Annotated in this window: 12 protein-coding genes; 8 read left to right on the top strand and 4 right to left on the bottom strand. The window is 41.4% G+C overall.

What is annotated here, in order from left to right:
- Positions 1-8: 8 nt before the first annotated feature.
- The 3 genes from mnmG to ABHV44_RS01625 all read left to right on the top strand — a co-directional run bounded on the left by mnmG (position 9) and on the right by ABHV44_RS01625 (position 5,335).
- Complete coding sequence (mnmG, locus tag ABHV44_RS01635) at positions 9-1,880, top strand: tRNA uridine-5-carboxymethylaminomethyl(34) synthesis enzyme MnmG (protein WP_459072893.1); 1,872 nt, start codon at positions 9-11, stop codon at positions 1,878-1,880.
- Between the two features lie 576 nt (positions 1,881-2,456).
- Positions 2,457-4,010 (top strand): L-piperidine-6-carboxylate dehydrogenase, encoded by a 1,554-nt coding sequence (amaB, locus tag ABHV44_RS01630; RefSeq protein ID WP_459072892.1) that lies wholly within the window; start codon positions 2,457-2,459, stop codon positions 4,008-4,010.
- 209 nt (positions 4,011-4,219) lie between these two features.
- Positions 4,220-5,335, top strand: a complete 1,116-nt coding sequence (locus ABHV44_RS01625) for a peroxiredoxin family protein (RefSeq protein ID WP_459072891.1) — start codon at positions 4,220-4,222, stop codon at positions 5,333-5,335.
- Positions 5,336-5,349: 14 nt separating this feature from the next.
- Here ABHV44_RS01625 and ABHV44_RS01620 read toward each other — a convergent pair whose 3' ends face one another.
- Together ABHV44_RS01620 and rpiB are read right to left on the bottom strand one after the other, a co-directional pair.
- Positions 5,350-6,939 (bottom strand): M28 family peptidase, encoded by a 1,590-nt coding sequence (locus ABHV44_RS01620; protein ID WP_459072890.1) that lies wholly within the window; start codon positions 6,937-6,939, stop codon positions 5,350-5,352.
- A 14-nt stretch (positions 6,940-6,953) separates the two neighbouring features.
- Positions 6,954-7,400, bottom strand: a complete 447-nt coding sequence (rpiB, locus tag ABHV44_RS01615; RefSeq protein WP_459072889.1) for a ribose 5-phosphate isomerase B — start codon at positions 7,398-7,400, stop codon at positions 6,954-6,956.
- A gap of 596 nt (positions 7,401-7,996) precedes the next feature.
- Between rpiB and ABHV44_RS01610 the strand changes: the two genes are divergently transcribed.
- The 5 genes from ABHV44_RS01610 to ABHV44_RS01590 all read left to right on the top strand — a co-directional run bounded on the left by ABHV44_RS01610 (position 7,997) and on the right by ABHV44_RS01590 (position 15,789).
- Complete coding sequence (locus ABHV44_RS01610) at positions 7,997-9,553, top strand: toxin-antitoxin system YwqK family antitoxin (RefSeq protein ID WP_459072888.1); 1,557 nt, start codon at positions 7,997-7,999, stop codon at positions 9,551-9,553.
- An 8-nt stretch (positions 9,554-9,561) separates the two neighbouring features.
- Positions 9,562-12,828 (top strand): PAS domain S-box protein, encoded by a 3,267-nt coding sequence (locus ABHV44_RS01605; RefSeq protein ID WP_459072887.1) that lies wholly within the window; start codon positions 9,562-9,564, stop codon positions 12,826-12,828.
- A 31-nt stretch (positions 12,829-12,859) separates the two neighbouring features.
- The gene (locus ABHV44_RS01600) at positions 12,860-13,612 is read left to right on the top strand and encodes a LytR/AlgR family response regulator transcription factor (protein WP_459072886.1); all 753 of its coding nucleotides are present in this window, start codon (positions 12,860-12,862) and stop codon (positions 13,610-13,612) included.
- A gap of 9 nt (positions 13,613-13,621) precedes the next feature.
- A complete protein-coding gene (locus tag ABHV44_RS01595; RefSeq protein WP_459072885.1) occupies positions 13,622-14,302 on the top strand; it encodes an outer membrane beta-barrel protein in 681 nt (226 codons plus the stop codon).
- An 83-nt stretch (positions 14,303-14,385) separates the two neighbouring features.
- Positions 14,386-15,789: a PP2C family protein-serine/threonine phosphatase gene (locus ABHV44_RS01590; protein ID WP_459072884.1), complete on the top strand. Its 1,404-nt coding sequence runs from the start codon at positions 14,386-14,388 to the stop codon at positions 15,787-15,789.
- On the opposite strand, the gene ABHV44_RS01585 is transcribed toward ABHV44_RS01590, so the two are convergent.
- Together ABHV44_RS01585 and ABHV44_RS01580 are read right to left on the bottom strand one after the other, a co-directional pair.
- On the bottom strand, positions 15,790-16,224 hold the full coding sequence (locus ABHV44_RS01585; protein WP_459072883.1) for a VOC family protein: 435 nt from the start codon (positions 16,222-16,224) through the stop codon (positions 15,790-15,792).
- 32 nt (positions 16,225-16,256) lie between these two features.
- Positions 16,257-16,676: a hypothetical protein gene (locus ABHV44_RS01580; RefSeq protein WP_459072882.1), complete on the bottom strand. Its 420-nt coding sequence runs from the start codon at positions 16,674-16,676 to the stop codon at positions 16,257-16,259.
- Between the last annotated feature and the right edge of the window lie 76 nt (positions 16,677-16,752).

The raw sequence follows: 16,752 nt of genomic DNA, 5'->3' as shown, positions 1-16,752 counted from the left end.
CATTCTTCATGCTGAAAGAATATGACGTAATCGTAGTTGGAGGCGGACATGCCGGCAACGAAGCTGCAGCTGCTGCCGCAAATATGGGATCATCAGTGCTCATGATCACCATGAACATGAACACCATCGGGCAAATGAGTTGCAACCCCGCTATGGGCGGAATCGCCAAAGGCCAAATTGTTCGTGAAATTGATGCCATGGGAGGCTACTCAGGCATTGTAGCAGACCGATCTGCCATCCAGTTTAGAATGCTCAACAGATCCAAAGGACCAGCGATGTGGAGTCCCAGAACGCAAAACGATAGAATGCGCTTTGCCGAAGAATGGAGACTGATGCTGGAGCAAACACCCAATGTCGATTTTTGGCAAGATATGGTGACCGGATTGATAGTAGAAAATGATCGTATTACTGGTGTAAAAACTTCCATGGGAATCGAGGTAAAAGCGAAAAGTGTTGTGCTCACAAACGGGACATTTTTAAATGGCTTGATCCACCTTGGAGAGAAAAACTTTGGCGGAGGTCGTGCGGGCGAAAGAGCATCTACAGGCATTACTGCTGATTTGATTAAGCTAGGTTTTGAGGCTGGTAGAATGAAGACGGGAACGCCTCCTCGAGTAGACGGTCGTTCACTTGATTATTCCAAAATGGTAGAGCAACCAGGTGAAGAACCTGCGGGACATTTCTCATTTATGCCGGGTAAAAAACTCACAGAACAACGCAGCTGTTTCATTACCTATACCAACCCAACTGTGCACGAAATTCTACGAGATGGGTTCGACAGATCTCCGATGTTCAATGGTCGAATTCAATCAAAAGGTCCACGGTATTGTCCTTCAATCGAAGACAAAATCGAACGCTTTGCAGAAAGAGAACGGCATCAAATTTTTGCAGAACCGGAAGGATGGAATACAGTTGAAGTTTATGTAAATGGTTTTTCGACTTCCTTACCGGAAGAAATCCAGATGGAAGCACTCAAACATATTCCTGGATTCGAAAACGTCAAAATGTTTCGCCCAGGTTATGCCATCGAATACGACTACTTCCCTCCTACCCAATTAAAGCTGACGCTGGAAACGAAGCTCGTTAAAAACCTCTTTTTTGCTGGACAGATAAACGGAACCACAGGATACGAAGAAGCTGCTTGCCAGGGATTGATGGCAGGCATCAATGCACACAAAAACATCAACGAAGAAGATCCAGTGATCCTGAAGAGATCTGAAGCTTACATCGGAGTATTGATTGACGATCTTATTAATAAAGGGACCGAAGAGCCATATCGCATGTTTACCTCGCGGGCTGAATACAGGATTTTGCTTCGCCAGGATAATGCAGACGAAAGACTAACTCCACTTTCTCACGCTATTGGATTGGCATCAGATGAACGTCTAAAACGCGTTCAGGAAAAGATGGAAAAAACCAATTTGGTCAAAGATTTTTTGAGAGATCAGAGCATTGCTCCGGAAGATGTGAACCCTCTTCTTGAAGAGAAAAAATCTGCTCCCCTTTCTCAAAAAGTAAAACTTCATTCCGTACTGGCAAGACCAGAAATAAATATGGATGACCTGTTTCCAGTCAGCAATTCACTTAAAGAATTTGCATCCACACTCGGAGACCAGGAAGAGATTGTTTTGGAGCAGGCAGAAATTCAGATGAAATATTCTGGATACATTGATAAGGAAAAAGAAATGGCTGACAAGCTTTCGCGTCTCGAAGAAGTTCAACTTCCGATCGACCTCGATTACAGCAAATTTTCTTCGCTTTCCGCTGAGGCAGTTCAAAAACTATCGAACGTAAAACCGACCACTCTAGGCCAGGCATCCCGAATTAGCGGTGTAAACCCATCCGATATTTCGGTGCTCTTGATCTACCTCGGACGATAATGTTCCACGTGGAACATTTCTAACCACGATAAAGCATTAAAGCGCGTTTCGATTTCTTTCTGGAAATTGAATCGCGCTTTTTCTATTTCTCGAAAGAGCTATCCTCCTACTAACCGTTTATAAAAACCACCAATAAGCTCTGGACTTAAAACTACAGTCATCCCGCATTCAGTAAAAAATGGCTTTGCACTTATTCAAAGATCAGATGGCAGACTCGAAAAATTCGAGTGTACTTTTTAAAGGAGAAAAATAAGTTCCAGATCATTCACGAATTCTGACCACCGAGTACCGAGCAGAAATCCGATCACATAGTTTTTTAACGAGCAATCACTTTATTCACTTAAAAAATCGCTAAAAGGGCCTCAAATTTCAACGATCACCAAAAAGAACATATCTCTATACCAAAAATCCTAGATCTCATAAAATTGGGTGGTTTTATAGCAAAATTTTAACTGATTGATTACCTGTAACTTAAACTTTCCATTTCCGAAATAAGGCTGATTTTCAATTCTTTAAACCCAGGTTACCTTCAATCCTGTATGAATTGCTACTTTTGCAAAAAACAAAAAATAAGAAATGGCAGAAGCAGTATTAGACAAATTCAGCATTGCTGAAACTTTGAAAAAGCTCGGCATTGAAGAGACCAATCACGGAACTTCCACCGGAAAGAACAACTTCGGCTCGGGAGCACCTATTGAGTCCTTCTCGCCAGTGGATGGTAAATCAATTGGAAAAACTTCTACCACCACAAAAGAAGACTACGAAAAAGTAATTTCAACTGCGCAAGACGCATTCAAGTACTGGAGAAAACTTCCAGCACCAAAACGCGGTGATGTTATCCGTCAAATTGGTGATCGCTTGAGAGAAATGAAAGAGCCTCTCGGAAGACTCGTTTCTTACGAAATGGGTAAATCACTTCAAGAAGGTTATGGTGAGGTTCAGGAGATGATCGACATCTGCGAATTCTCTGTTGGTCTTTCTCGTCAACTCTATGGATTGACAATGCACTCTGAACGTCCCGATCACCGCATGTATGAACAGTACCACCCGCTTGGTCCTGTTGGAATTATTTCAGCATTCAACTTCCCGGTAGCAGTTTGGTCATGGAACACAGCCGTAGCCTGGGCTTGTGGAGACGTTTGCATTTGGAAGCCATCTGAAAAAACTCCGATTACTTCAGTAGCTTGCCAAAAAATGATTGCAGACGTATTCGCTGAAAATCACATGCCTGAAGGAATTTCTTGCATGCTTACTGGAGGAGCCGAAGTAGGAGAATTCCTCACTACCGATAAGAGAGTTCCTTTGGTTTCTGCAACCGGATCTACAGCAATGGGTCGCAAAGTTGGAACTACAGTAGCAGAAAGATTTGGTAAGTCACTTCTTGAGCTTGGTGGTAACAACGCTATCATCATCACTCCCGATGCAAATTTGAAAATGACAATTATTGGAGCTGTGTTTGGAGCAGTTGGAACTTGTGGTCAGCGTTGTACATCTACAAGAAGGCTCATCATTCACGAATCTATTTACGACACAGTAAAACAGAAATTAGCGGACGCTTACAAGCAACTTTCAATTGGTAACCCACTAGACGAAAGCAACCACGTTGGTCCACTAATCGACAAAGACGCAGTCAACAACTACCTGAATGCTATTGAGAAAGTGCAGCAAGAAGGCGGAAAGATGGTTGTTGAAGGTGGAGTCCTGGAAGGCGAAGGCTACGAGAGCGGATGCTATGTAAAACCAGCTATTGCAGAAGCTAAAAACGATTTCGAAATCGTTCAGCACGAAACTTTCGCACCTATCCTCTACTTGATGAAATACACTGATCTTGACGATGCCATTGCTCAGCAAAACGGTGTTCCTCAAGGTCTCTCTTCAGCGATTATGACAACCAACCTGAGAGAAGCTGAAATGTTCTTGTCTCACGAAGGTTCAGATACGGGAATTGCCAACGTAAACATTGGTACCTCAGGAGCTGAAATCGGTGGTGCTTTCGGTGGAGAAAAAGAAACCGGTGGTGGACGCGAGTCTGGTTCTGATGCATGGAAAGTTTACATGCGCAGACAGACCAACACCATCAACTATTCTGACCAGATTCCATTGGCGCAGGGCATTAAATTTGACCTGTAAGGAATAGCATAAAATACCTACTTTTAAGGCCTGTTCCAAAATTGGAATGGGCCTTTTTTATTTACTAACCCTCGTTTCGAATGTCTTTCAAATTTCCTTCTCTCCTACTGGCATTGAGTTTAGCTCTCCTACTCCTCTCATGTGACAACCAATCCAAGAATAATTCTGATCAAACATCAGATAATTCACATCTCAAAAATGGTCAGTGGATGCTTTACTTTTCACATGAAAACGGCACTATTCCAGTTCGCTTTGAAGTTGAAAATGACTCAATGACTTTTTACAATTCTCTGGAAGTAATTGGTGTGGAAGACATCACTTTTTCTGGTGATAGTTTACAATTCGCAATGCCAGTTTTTGAAAATCTCGGTAAAGCAAAGATCCATACCCCTGATTCAATTTCTGGAAGCTGGCATCGCATCACTTCCGGTCCCGACTACATGATTCCATTTTATGCCGTCCACGAATCAGATGCATTTGAAGTAATTCAATCGGAATCCTCTCAAGATCCGAAACGCTACGATGTCACTTTTTTTGCTCCGGGATACGATCCGTATCCAGCAATCGGTCAGTTCAATAAAAGAGACAACAATCAATTTACAGGAACATTTCTCACACAAATGGGTGACTCAAGATTTCTTCAAGGAGAACATGACGACAATACTTTTTGGATGAGCGCTTTTGACGGTGGACACCTGGTTTTTTTCGAAGGATTTTTTTCGCGAGATAGCGTTGCAGGCACATTCCTGGCCGGCAAAGAATGGAAGGAAACTTTCATAGGTGAGCGCAATAGTTCTGTAAAACTCACACACCCCGATTCCCTGACTCAAGCGATTTCAGACTCCATTCAGTTTTCGGTCACAAATCTCAATAACGAAGAGGTCTCTTTCAACGACCAGGACTTTCAGGGTCAGGTTACTATAATTCAAATTATGGGAAGCTGGTGTCCAAATTGCCTGGATGAAACCAGGTTCTTTAAGAATTTGTACGAGCGATACCATGAGAAAGGATTGGAAATAATTCCAGTAGGGTTCGAAAGAGGCCAATCCACAGAACAGCGATTGAACTACCTGGAGCGCCACAAAGAAAGACTCGAAATTCCTTATGACATTTATCTTGGAGGAGAAGCGGATAAAGACGTTGCCCTGGAAAAATTTCCTTTCTTAAGCGATGTATCGAGTTTCCCCACAAGTATCTTCATCGACAAATCAGGGAAGATTCGAAAAATTCACACTGGATTTTACGGACCTGGAACTGGCGACTGGTATGATAAATACACAGCAAACACAGAAGCTTTTATCGATGAACTCCTGTCCAAAGAATAGCAATAAGCCAGTGATTATTTCTCTTTGAAGTCGTTTTCTACATCAACAACGATTCGCTCATCGCGATTGGCCAGTTCCCATGCAGTGTGAAAAATCAAGCGGCTTATTTTGGCTGTTTTTTCGTGCATGATTTTTTCTGGAGTATCGGTAGGTTGATGATAATCCTCGTGAACTCCGCTGAAGTAGAAAATCACTGGAATGCCGTACTTAGCAAAATTGTAATGATCAGATCTGTAGTAAAAACGATTGGGATCGTTTGGATCATTGTAAGTATAATCTAGCTCAAGATTCGTGTAAGTATCGTTAGCTGTTTCATTTATCTCGTGCAGATCCGTACTCAATTTATCGGAACCAATCACGTAGATGTAGTTTTCGTCATCTTTGTGCTTTTCATCAACACGACCTATCATATCCACATTCAGGTTTGACACGGTTTGCTGAAGTGGAAACCAGGGATTGTCTGTGTAATACTGCGAACCGAGAAGTCCTTTTTCTTCTCCAGAAACATGCAAGAACAAAATACTTCGTCTGGGGCCGTTCCCCTCTTCTTTCGCCTTCTTAAATGCCTGAGCCATTTCAAGTACGGCAGAAGTTCCAGAAGCATCGTCATCTGCGCCATTGTTGATTGATCCATCCTCGTTTACACCTATGTGATCGTAATGTGCTGAAATGACAATGAGCTCATCTTTCAAATCCGAACCTTCAATATATCCCAGAATATTTGAAGAAGTAAAATGCTCAACATTTCGTTGAATATCGATCTGCAACGGCAAATTAATATCAAAGTTCATAGAGCCTTCCTTCTTGGAAATTTTCTCAGCTACTTCTTCGATAGATCCCTTCTTTGCCTTACTGAAAAGAAAATCTGCCACTTCTGGAGAAATGAAAAATGCCGGTAGCACTTCCTCTCCCTGAAATCCGTCATCGAGCTGCATTCTTGGTGACTCGAGATAATATTTTATTCGTCCAACGTATTGATCGAAATTCTGATTGACTACCAAAATTGCCTTTGCTCCTTTTTCTCTCGCAGTTTCCCGTTTCATGCGGTAGTGATCGCTCCATTCTGAAAGGTGGTCTTCACCTGTGATGAGAGATTTTCCTCGTCTATCCACAGGTTCTCCACTGAGCATCAAAACAACTTTTCCTTCTACCTCCAGGTTTTCGTAATCGTTGTAGCTACTGTCTTCTATTCCAAACCCAGCGAAAACAATTTCCTCAGCTCTAATAGAATCTGCAAAAAAACCACCGAAGAAGTAAAAATCTTCCAAAAAGTGAAATTCGCTATCGCCTAATTTCATTGTAGATTCTGTTGAAGAAACGCGTTTTAGAGGAAACGTCTGCAGATAAGTGCTGTCACCGATTGGGTTTATTCCAATATTTGCGTAATAATTAGTGATGTAATCGCGCGCTGCTTTTTGACCTTTCATTCCGGTTTCTCTTCCCTCCATGTAATCCGAGGCAATAGTGTCGATGTGAAATTTTAGATCCTCTGGATTAATGGTCCTGGCATATTCTTCCGCCTTTTGGTTATCCTGACTAAAAACGCCTTGCGGTAAGCACAAAATTCCAAAAGCGATAAAGGCAAGTTGATTGACTAATTTCATGATCGTTGTTTCGTTTAACTATTAAGTGAGGCAATTTTACGAACTCGCCTATCGTGACGTCCGCCTTCAAAATCGGTTTTCAGGAACTTCTCTGTAATTTTCAAAGCTGTTTTCTCATCGATAAATCTAGAAGGAAGACAAAGAATGTTAGAGTTGTTGTGCTGGCGCGTTAGCTCTGCGAGCTCTTCTGTCCAGCACAGTGCTGCTCTCACCTTTTCGTATTTATTGGCAGTGATGCAAACACCCTGCCCGCTTCCACAAATTAAAATGGCTGTGGTATGCATTCCGCTATTTACACTCTTGGCCACTGGGTGAGCAAAGTCTGGATAGTCCACGCTCTCGCTAGAATAGGTTCCGTAATCTTCTACCACATACCCCCACATTTCCAGATACTTCTTGAGGTATTCCTTCAAATCATATCCGGCATGATCTGATCCAATTGCTAAACTTTTTATTTCCATGTTTGTCTACTTAATAGCAGTTCCAAAGATAATACTTTCGATCGGGTGCAAACACCAACAGCTACAAGCCTTGCCAAACAATGCAAGACGTTTTGAAAGCAAACTAATTTCGAGTGGATTTTACCAGTTTCAGAAATCACATTTTATCAACATTGTCGAAAATCACCTTCTAAAAAGTCCCAGTTGGCGCCACTAAATTTTTTCACTTTTCAACACACTTTTTGTTAACTCCTATTCAACTTGTCAATAACTATTTCTTAACAATGATGTCGAAGCGAACCAAATTTTTCCATTGCGCAGATCTTTTAAAATTCAAAGCGCATAAACCGGAATTTTATCACCGAATTTTGACATCCTTGTGAACATCAAAAACGCGAACTTGAAACGTGACTTGTAAAACCTTCACTTTCTCAACATGCTGTTAAAAACGATAGTAATATTTTTAAAATCAATCGTTTTACTGGTAACATCGTGTTCATAAGTAGGTAAGTCTTGTTTAAAACTGTAATTTCAAAACCCCGAAGCCAATTCTTCTAAACAGAATGAACGCACTAATAAACAACAACAATATTTTTAAAAAAATTAAAGATTAATAGATGAAGTGTTTGAAAACTATTCGGAGTCTGCTCCTATTTTCTGTCCTACTTTTGACTCTTTCAGCGTATGCTCAAAAAGAGGACATAGATCCGAATGGCTACAATATTTTTAGATATCCCGATGGCACTATCTCCAGCGAAGGAACTATGGAAAATGGCCAGCCAGAAGGCTATTGGAAGACTTACTACGAAAACGGAGAACTTAAAACCGAAGGAAACCGTGAGAATTTTAAACTCGACAGCACCTGGAAGTTCTATCGTAAAGATGGTTCACTCGAAAAAATAATGAACTACCAACAAGGCAAGAAACACGGTGAAGAGCTTGTTTATTCTGAAGATGAAAATCTCATTGAAGAGTACAACTACGAAGAGGGTAAAAAGCAGGGTGAAGCGAGGTTTTATTACGAAAGTGGAGAGCTCTACAGAAAGGTGACTTTCGAAAATGGAAAGGAAGAGGGAAAAGGATTTGAGTATGCCAAAGACGGTCGAATAATTACATTTCTCAATTTTGAAGATGGTTACATCAATAGTATTCAGAAAGTAAATCGCTACAACGGAAAAGACGAGCGACAGGGTCCCTGGGTTATTTATTGGGACAACGAGAACATCAAAGAAGAGGGTGTTTGGAACAACGGACTGAAAAACGGAATTTTTAAAACCTACAATCGCAAAGGAGAACTACTCACAGTAGAAAAATACGTTGGTGGTGAACTGGTGAAAGATTCGAAGTCAAAAGAAACTGTGATGCTCGACATTCGGAAAGAATACGACAAGCAAGGTAATCTCCGACTAAGCGGTAGTTACCAGGACGGATCGAAACAGGGAATTTTCAGAGAGTATGATGACGAAGGAAACGTTGTCAATTCTTACATCTATGAAAACAACGTAAAAACAGCAGAAGGACTGGTCGATAAAAGTGGAGATTACCAGGGAAGTTGGAAAATGTACTACCCAACTGGAGAGATAAGATCGGAAGGTGGATACCAGGACGGAATGAAAACTGGCGACTGGAAATTTTATTTCAAATCTGGAGCTCTCGAACAAGAAGGTGAATATTCTGAAAACAAACCAACAGGTAAGTGGAAGTGGTATTATGAAGATGGCTCATTGAAAAGGGAAGAATATTACAGAAGAGGCGAAGAAGATGGACTGTCAGTTGAATACGATGAAGAAGGAAATGTCATCCATGAGGGAGAATACATTGCCGGATTTAAGAATGGTGAGTGGATGTATCGAGTGGGTGATCACAAAGAAGAAGGAAAATATGTGGATGGCGAAAAACACGGTGTTTGGGTTCACACTTATGATAATGGCAAAAAGCAATTTGAAGGAGAGTTCGTGAATGGAATGCCCGTTGGTGAACACACCTATTACTACCCAACTGGAAACAAAGCCAAACAAGGAGAATACGAAGGAGGTGTGAAGAGCGGTGACTGGAAATACTACGGTAGCGATGGAATTCTCTTTCTAACAATACGCTACAAAAACGGGGTCGAATACAAAATCAATGGTGTAAAAGTGGAGCAATCGAAATCCAATGCCGCAGAAACTCAGTAAATTTGGACATGACCCAGCAATCTGTCAATTATTCTCTCCTTGATCATCCAGTGGATATCCTGGTGCTGTTGGAATTTAAATCACTAAAAGTCATTGATTTAAACAGTGCCGGGAAGCGCGAGCTTCAAAATCAAATTGGAGAAGACAGAGTGTTGACGGATTTCTATGGATTGGAAATTAATGAGGATTCAGTAAAAAATTGGTTTTCAGATCAAACTGTTTTTCACGATGAAAGAAAAAGAATTCTGATTCAGAAAATTGTCTACAAGGGCATGGATCAAATTCTCCTTCGACACACTCCGGATCCTATTGGAGATATTGAGCAGGAAAAAGCAAAGTTCGAACAGATTTTTGAGGCCTCTTCAGATGCTATTTTCATTTTCAAATCAGGGGAACTCATTGAGTTTAATCAACGCGCCAGCAAGCTTTTCGGCTACGACAACAAAGATATGCAGAGCTGTTTGCCTCAAGAACTTTGCGATGCTATTGCTGGCAAGGTGGATAAAACAAGTTCTTTCTTAGCACGCCAGGTTTCGGAGGCGCTGGGTGGACAGAGAAGCGACTTTTACAAAAACTGTTCTCGAAAAAACGGAGAAGAATTTCACGCCCAGTTTCACCTTATTCCATTCGTTGTAGAAAATGCATCCTATCTGCAGGTAGTTGTTAAAGACATTTCTGAGCGGGTAATTTTTGAGCAATCCATTCGCGAAAGTGAAGAGCGATTTAAACTGCTTTCTAACGTAGCAATTGAGAGTATTTGTTTTGTTGACGATAACAGCATCATTGATTGCAACGATCAGTTTGCCAAACTTTTGGATTACCACTCCAGAGATGAAGTAATTGGCAAAGACATTACAGAATTTATCCGCACAACAGATATCAACAGACTCTACACCAGTGGTCGTGGAGCATTGAAAACAGAAATTAGAGCCTACACCAAAAACGACAAGATGAAGTATTTGGAAGCTTCGGCTTCTAATATTCAGTATCACGATCGAAAGGTAATTGTCGTCCTTTTTTATGATATAACCAACAGGAAACGCACGGAACAAGCGCTTTTTCAGAGCATCGATCTCTACAAAAGTCTGATTGAAAACTCTCCGAATGGTGTTTACATTCTCATCGACAACAAGGTTGAATACACCAACAACAAGGGATTAACACTGCTTGGTTTTGATGATGAAGACGATGTTTACGGAACCAACTTCATCGAATTTGTAAGTGATCGATTTAAAGATGAAGTGGAAGATAATCTGCAGTCTGTGCGCGAAGGAGAAGAGGTTGACTACAGTGAAATTTCACTTCAGGACAGAGAAGGATTTCAAATTGAAGTTGGGATCAAAGCAACGCTTACGGTTTTTGAAGGAAAACCTTCTATTCAGGTGACGATCACCAATTTGAGCACGCGGAAGCAATTGATGCAAGAGCAGGTGAGGGCCAATATTGCCGAGGAGCTCAACACTATTCTGCGCCACGAAATTGAGGAGCATAAGAAGACGCAACAAAAACTTCAGGAGGCTCAAAACTTCGTGCGCGATATCATTGAGAGTTCTATTGACATGATTATCGCCATTGATGAAAATGATATCATCACAGAGTTCAACACAGCGGCTCAGCGACTTTTTGGCTACAAACTAGATGAGGTCCTGGGTAAAAAAGCCTCTATGCTTTATCGAAGAAAGTCTGATTTTGACAAGGTCAAAAAGGAGCTCGATAAAAATGCTTCATTTTCTGGTGAAATTGTGAACAAAAAGAAGAGTGGAGAGATGTTCACCTCCTTTTTGTCAGCGTCTCTCATTCAAAATCAGGAGGGAGAAATCCTCGGTTCAATGGGCGTTTCGAGAGATATCACCGAATTGAAAAAGGCCGAAGAGGAGCTTCGGGCTAGTGAAGAACGCTACCGCGATATTTTCGAAAATGCAACCGATTTTATTCTAAGTATCGACAAAAAAGGAAAGTTAATTTATTTCAACAATGCCTTTCTCCACGCACTTGGATACACCGAAAAGGAAATGGAAAAGCTGACCATTTTCGACATTGCGGACGATCCGAGAGTGGAAACGTCCAAAGATCTTTTCAATGTGTTTGTTTCAGACGATTTGGAAACCATTTTTGTAGCCAAAAACGGTGATCAGATTTTAGTGGAAGGCGACACCAGTATCCGATACAAAGGTGGAAAACCTCACGCCATTCGGGCAATTTTGAGGGATGTTACCGAAGCAAAAATAAACCAGCAAGCCGCCATCCAACAGCAGGCCAAGCTCGAGTCGATTTTCAATAGTACTGAGAATATGATGATGTGGACGCTCAACAGGGAGCATGTGATAACTTCCACAAACATCAACTTTGTGAAGCACATGAAAGAGCTTTTCGACAAGTCGCTCAATTTCGGAAAGCCATTTATAACCATCATCAAAAAACTGGTAAACAAAGATCTTTACCAGGGTCAGCTCGATGCCATCAAGAAAGCATTTAAAGGAAAACCCCAACAGTTCGAATTACCACTTTTAGACAAAGATGGAAACAATGTTTGGCTTCAGTTTTTCCTCAATCCGGTTTACCTTGAAGGAAACGACTTTGATGAAATAAGCTGTCTGGCTTATGATATTACAGAGCGTAAGGAAATTGACAGAAAGATTAGAGACTCGCTGAAAGAAAAAGAAGTGCTGCTGCAGGAAGTTCACCATCGCGTGAAAAACAACCTTCAGGTGATTTCAAGCATTCTCAATCTGCAGTCGTCCTACGTGAAAGATCAAAACACACTGGACATTCTCAAAGAAAGTCAGAACAGGATAAAATCCATGTCTTTCATTCACGAGTCGCTTTACCAAACCACAGATTTTTCGTCTATTGAGTTTACTCAGTATATCGAAACGATTTCTAGAAATTTGATTCACTCTTACAGCTACACAACCGGCCCTGTAGAGCTGGATACTGATTTTGATACAATTTATCTTTCTATCGATCAGGCTATTCCATGTGGGCTGATCGTAAACGAGTTGGTGAGTAATGCACTCAAATATGCATTTCCAGAAGCAGATGAAAGCAGAGACAACACAATCAAACTCCATGTGAAGCAAAATAAACGTACGATTTCACTGTTGGTAGCCGACAATGGAGTGGGGCTGCCAGAAGATTTTAAGCACGAAGAATCGGATTCACTCGGTATTCAATTGGTTTACACACTCTCCGAACAGCTCGATGCAAAACTCGAAGTAGGCAACGATACAGGCACCTCGTTTTTGATTACTTTTGAGCAGCTCGAAAAGAAATAAAACACTTACTACTAAATAGATAGGATAAAAAATGGCAATCAATATTTTAGTAACAGAAGACGAAAGCATCGTTAGAAAGGACATCGAAAGAAGTCTGAAAAAACTGGGATACAACGTGGTCGGTTCTGTCGACACCGGTGAGAAAGCCATTTCTCTTGCCCTGGAGCTAAAACCGGACTTGTGCCTGATGGACATCATGCTCAAAGGCGATATGACAGGTATTGAAGCTGCGGAGAAAATCAAGAAGGAAATCGATATTCCAATTATTTTCCTCACAGCCTACGCTGATGAAAAGACGCTTTCGAAAGCAAAGATTACTGAGCCGCACGGCTATATTCTAAAGCCATTCAAGGAAATCGATGTGCACACGAGCATCGAAATGGCCATCCACAAACACGGCAAAGAAAACGAGCTGAAACTCGAAAACGACCTTCTAAAATCACTCGCGCAACACAAAGACACAGCCGACTATCTTTTCGTAAAAAGCCAGGGAAAACTGGTGAAATTGCCAACCGATGAAGTCTACTTCGTGGAAGCCCTGAAAGATTACGTGATGATTCACACCAGTGGAGAAACCTACACGATTCACTCCACTATGAAAGACATTGAAAAGAAACTTCCAGACAATGTTTTCTTGAGGGTTCACAGATCCTACATCGTGAACATGGATAAGATCGAAGCGATTCAGAATAACAACCTACTAATGGAAGATCATCCCGATAAGGAGATTGCCATCGGTGGCTCTTACAAGGAAGCTTTGGCATCGAGAATAAATTTGTTGTAACTTGCTGAAGTGAAGTTACTTTTATCCATAGCGCTTTTCTTTTTGGCAACTGCGGTTGGATTCACTCAATCCATTGGCGGAGTAAATTTCAATATTTTCAACACGCTGGACGATTTCAATGAGAATGTGGACGCTGCTCCAAAGGGAGTTTCTTTCGCAGGTCTTTATCAGATCAAAAATTCGCAGTGGAGAGTAGGAGGAGAACTCGGTGTAGCCATGTATTCAGGAGAAACCTACAATCAGGAAATTATCATCAACGGAGCACATCACGAAGTTGAGGTATTTGAAGAGGATTGTTTTTTCACTTATCAGGGAGTGGTGCGATACACTTTGTTTGAAGAAGCTATGTTTAATCCTTATGCCGAAGCCAAAATTGGCGGTACTTCATTCTTTTCTACCATCATGGTATCTGGCGATGAGCAAGAGGAATACGTAGATGACTATCCTACAGACACAGATTTTCACGGCACCGCTTTCCACACTTCTTTTGGAGCTGGGGTTATGATAGCCTTTGGAAAGAACAGTGATTTCGGAATTGATCTTTCAGCTTCATACATGCCGGGCTCTAGAGCCCGTTACCGCAACATGGCAGCCTCCGATGCTTTCCAATCTAATTTGGATGAAGGCACCTTTGAAAGTAGGACCAACCAACTCAATTATCGTATCGGGGTTTTCTTCTTGCTCTATTGAGCTCAATCCTAACTTCTTTAAATAAAACCTTGGCAGTGCGTTTTCCGTAGGTAATTCACACAATTTACCTATTCAGTAAAGCTATGCTCGCACACGTTTGGCAAGTTATTTCCAATGCCGGAGTTCATCAGGACAAATCGAATTCTCTTCGCAGAAATCTAGTCCTCGCTAACCAACTGAGTGTGTCCATTTTATTGCTTACTGTAGCTCTCCTGGTTACTTTTTATTTCATCTTCCCAGACAACAAAATTGTCATCGGCTGGCTGCTCATTTTGCAGGTTTTGCTGTTCACCATTTTGGCACTCAATTATTTTGGATTCAATAAGGTGACTCGAATTCTGTTGTCGATAGGTCTGCCGCTCATTGCGCTTTTTGCTACAATTCAATCTAAGGTGAGCCAGCCCGAACTCATCCATCCCGGAAGCTACTACAACCCGCGCTACTTCCTCATAGGACTTGTATTCATTCCATTAATGATCTTTCACATAAAGGAAAGAGCGAGCTTGATTTTCAGTCTGGCTGTGAATCTGGCAATTCTGATTTTCTACAACACCATTCATGACCTGCTCGGTGCCGCACCAGAAGACCTGGGAATCTATATTTCCAATCAATTTTTCATTTCAATTGCCTCGTCTTTTGCCGGAATTTCTCTGATTTTGGGAATGATCTTTTTGAAAAACAGCAATTATCGCTATGAGCTAAAAATTCGAGATCTATTGAAAGAAAGTTCGCAGAAGAACGAAGAAATAGAATCGAGCATTCGTTATGCAGAGCGACTGCAAAAAGTGATTTTGCCTTCGAGGGAATTTCTTCAAACCAAAGAAAACACTTTTGCGGTATTCTATTTACCCAAGGACATTGTCAGCGGAGATTTTTACTACATCTACGAAAGAGAAGGCTTAGAGTATATCTCAGTGATCGATTGCACCGGCCATGGTGTTCCGGGTGCTTTTATGAGTTTGATGGGCCACACGGCCATCGCGAGGGCCGTAGAGGAGCAACAACTGAAAACACCCAACGAGATTCTTGATTCTCTCCAAAACCAAATCCGAAAGGAACTCCAGCGCCATGGAGAAAATGACATTAGGGATGGAATGGATTTGGCATTTATCGTTCTTGATCGGGCCAATAGCAAACTGCAGTTTGCAGGTGCCAATTCATCCATTTCAATTGTGAAAGGATCGGAAACGATTGACATTAAAGGCGATCGAAGAGCCATTGGCGATGAAAACATGCAGCCATTCGAAAGTCAGGAAATTGATTTTGAAAAAGGCAGCATGATCTATCTTTATTCCGATGGATACCGCGACCAGTTTGGCGGATCTCGAAACAAAAAAATTGGTCGTAAACGCTTTAGAGAATTACTTAAAGGAATCGCCAATCACAACGCGATCACTCAGGAAAAAACACTCGAAAAATCTTTTTTCGACTGGAAGGGAGAAACGCCACAAACTGACGATGTTTGTGTTGTAGGAGTGAGGGTTTAATTAGCCAGCATTTTCATTCCAGCTCACCATCCAGTTGATTTGGAATTTGTCGGTGCACATCCCGAAGTAATCTCCCCAAAACGTTTTTTCCATTGGCATCGTCACTTTTCCACCATCCGAAAGTTCAGTGAAAATTCTATCCGCCTCTTCTTTGGTTTCAGCCGTTATCGAAATGGTAATGTTGTTTCCAATCACCGTGTTATCGGCCCATTCGCCACCGGTGTCACTCCCCATCAACACGGTTTCTTCGCTAATTGGCAACGAAACATGCATCACTCTGTCGAGCTGTTCTTTGGGCATTTGATTGGCTTCATCCTGAGGCATATCGCGGAAATACCCAATGTGAGCAAATTCCTTTTTAAAAACCTTTTTGTATAATTTGAACGCTTCTTCGCAGTTACCTAAAAAGGTGAGATAGGGATTAATTGTTGGCATGATGGTGTTGTTTGATTTCGCTCCGAAGTTAATCAGAACTCCTCAAACTCCATCCTCGGACCATCCGCCTCAGGATCATTTTCGATAATGAGCTGACCATTTTCGAAATAGTAGTCGTACCAGCTCGTTTGATCCGCAAATTTTACCTGACCGTCTTCAATCGTGTAAGTGTGTGTGCCTGGTTCAAGAGGAAGATTTTGTTCAACTTCTGAATCAGGAATATTGAATTCTAAAGTCACCTGATTGTTGGAGCTAAACGTCCATATAATTTCACCTGGTTCAAACTCCTGATACCCTGCCAATCCATTAGCCATCATGGTTTGACTCCAGTATCCTTGAATAGAGTTTTCTGAATTAGGAGGATTTTCACAATTGTTGACCTCTTCATCTTTAGAGCAAGAGGCAAGAATAAAGAAGACTAAAAGCAGAGATAATAATTTGATTGTTTTCACAATAGATTAGTTTTTATTTAACGAGAAATAAGGTATAATGAGAACTTGAACCAGTCAGTTTTATTGCATTTTCATT

Origin of the sequence: Halocola ammonii (genome assembly GCF_049334165.1) — a bacterium.
Taxonomy (GTDB): Bacteria; Bacteroidota; Bacteroidia; order Flavobacteriales_D; family Sanyastnellaceae; genus JBEGHD01.
This window is presented reverse-complemented; position numbering and strand designations above follow the sequence as displayed.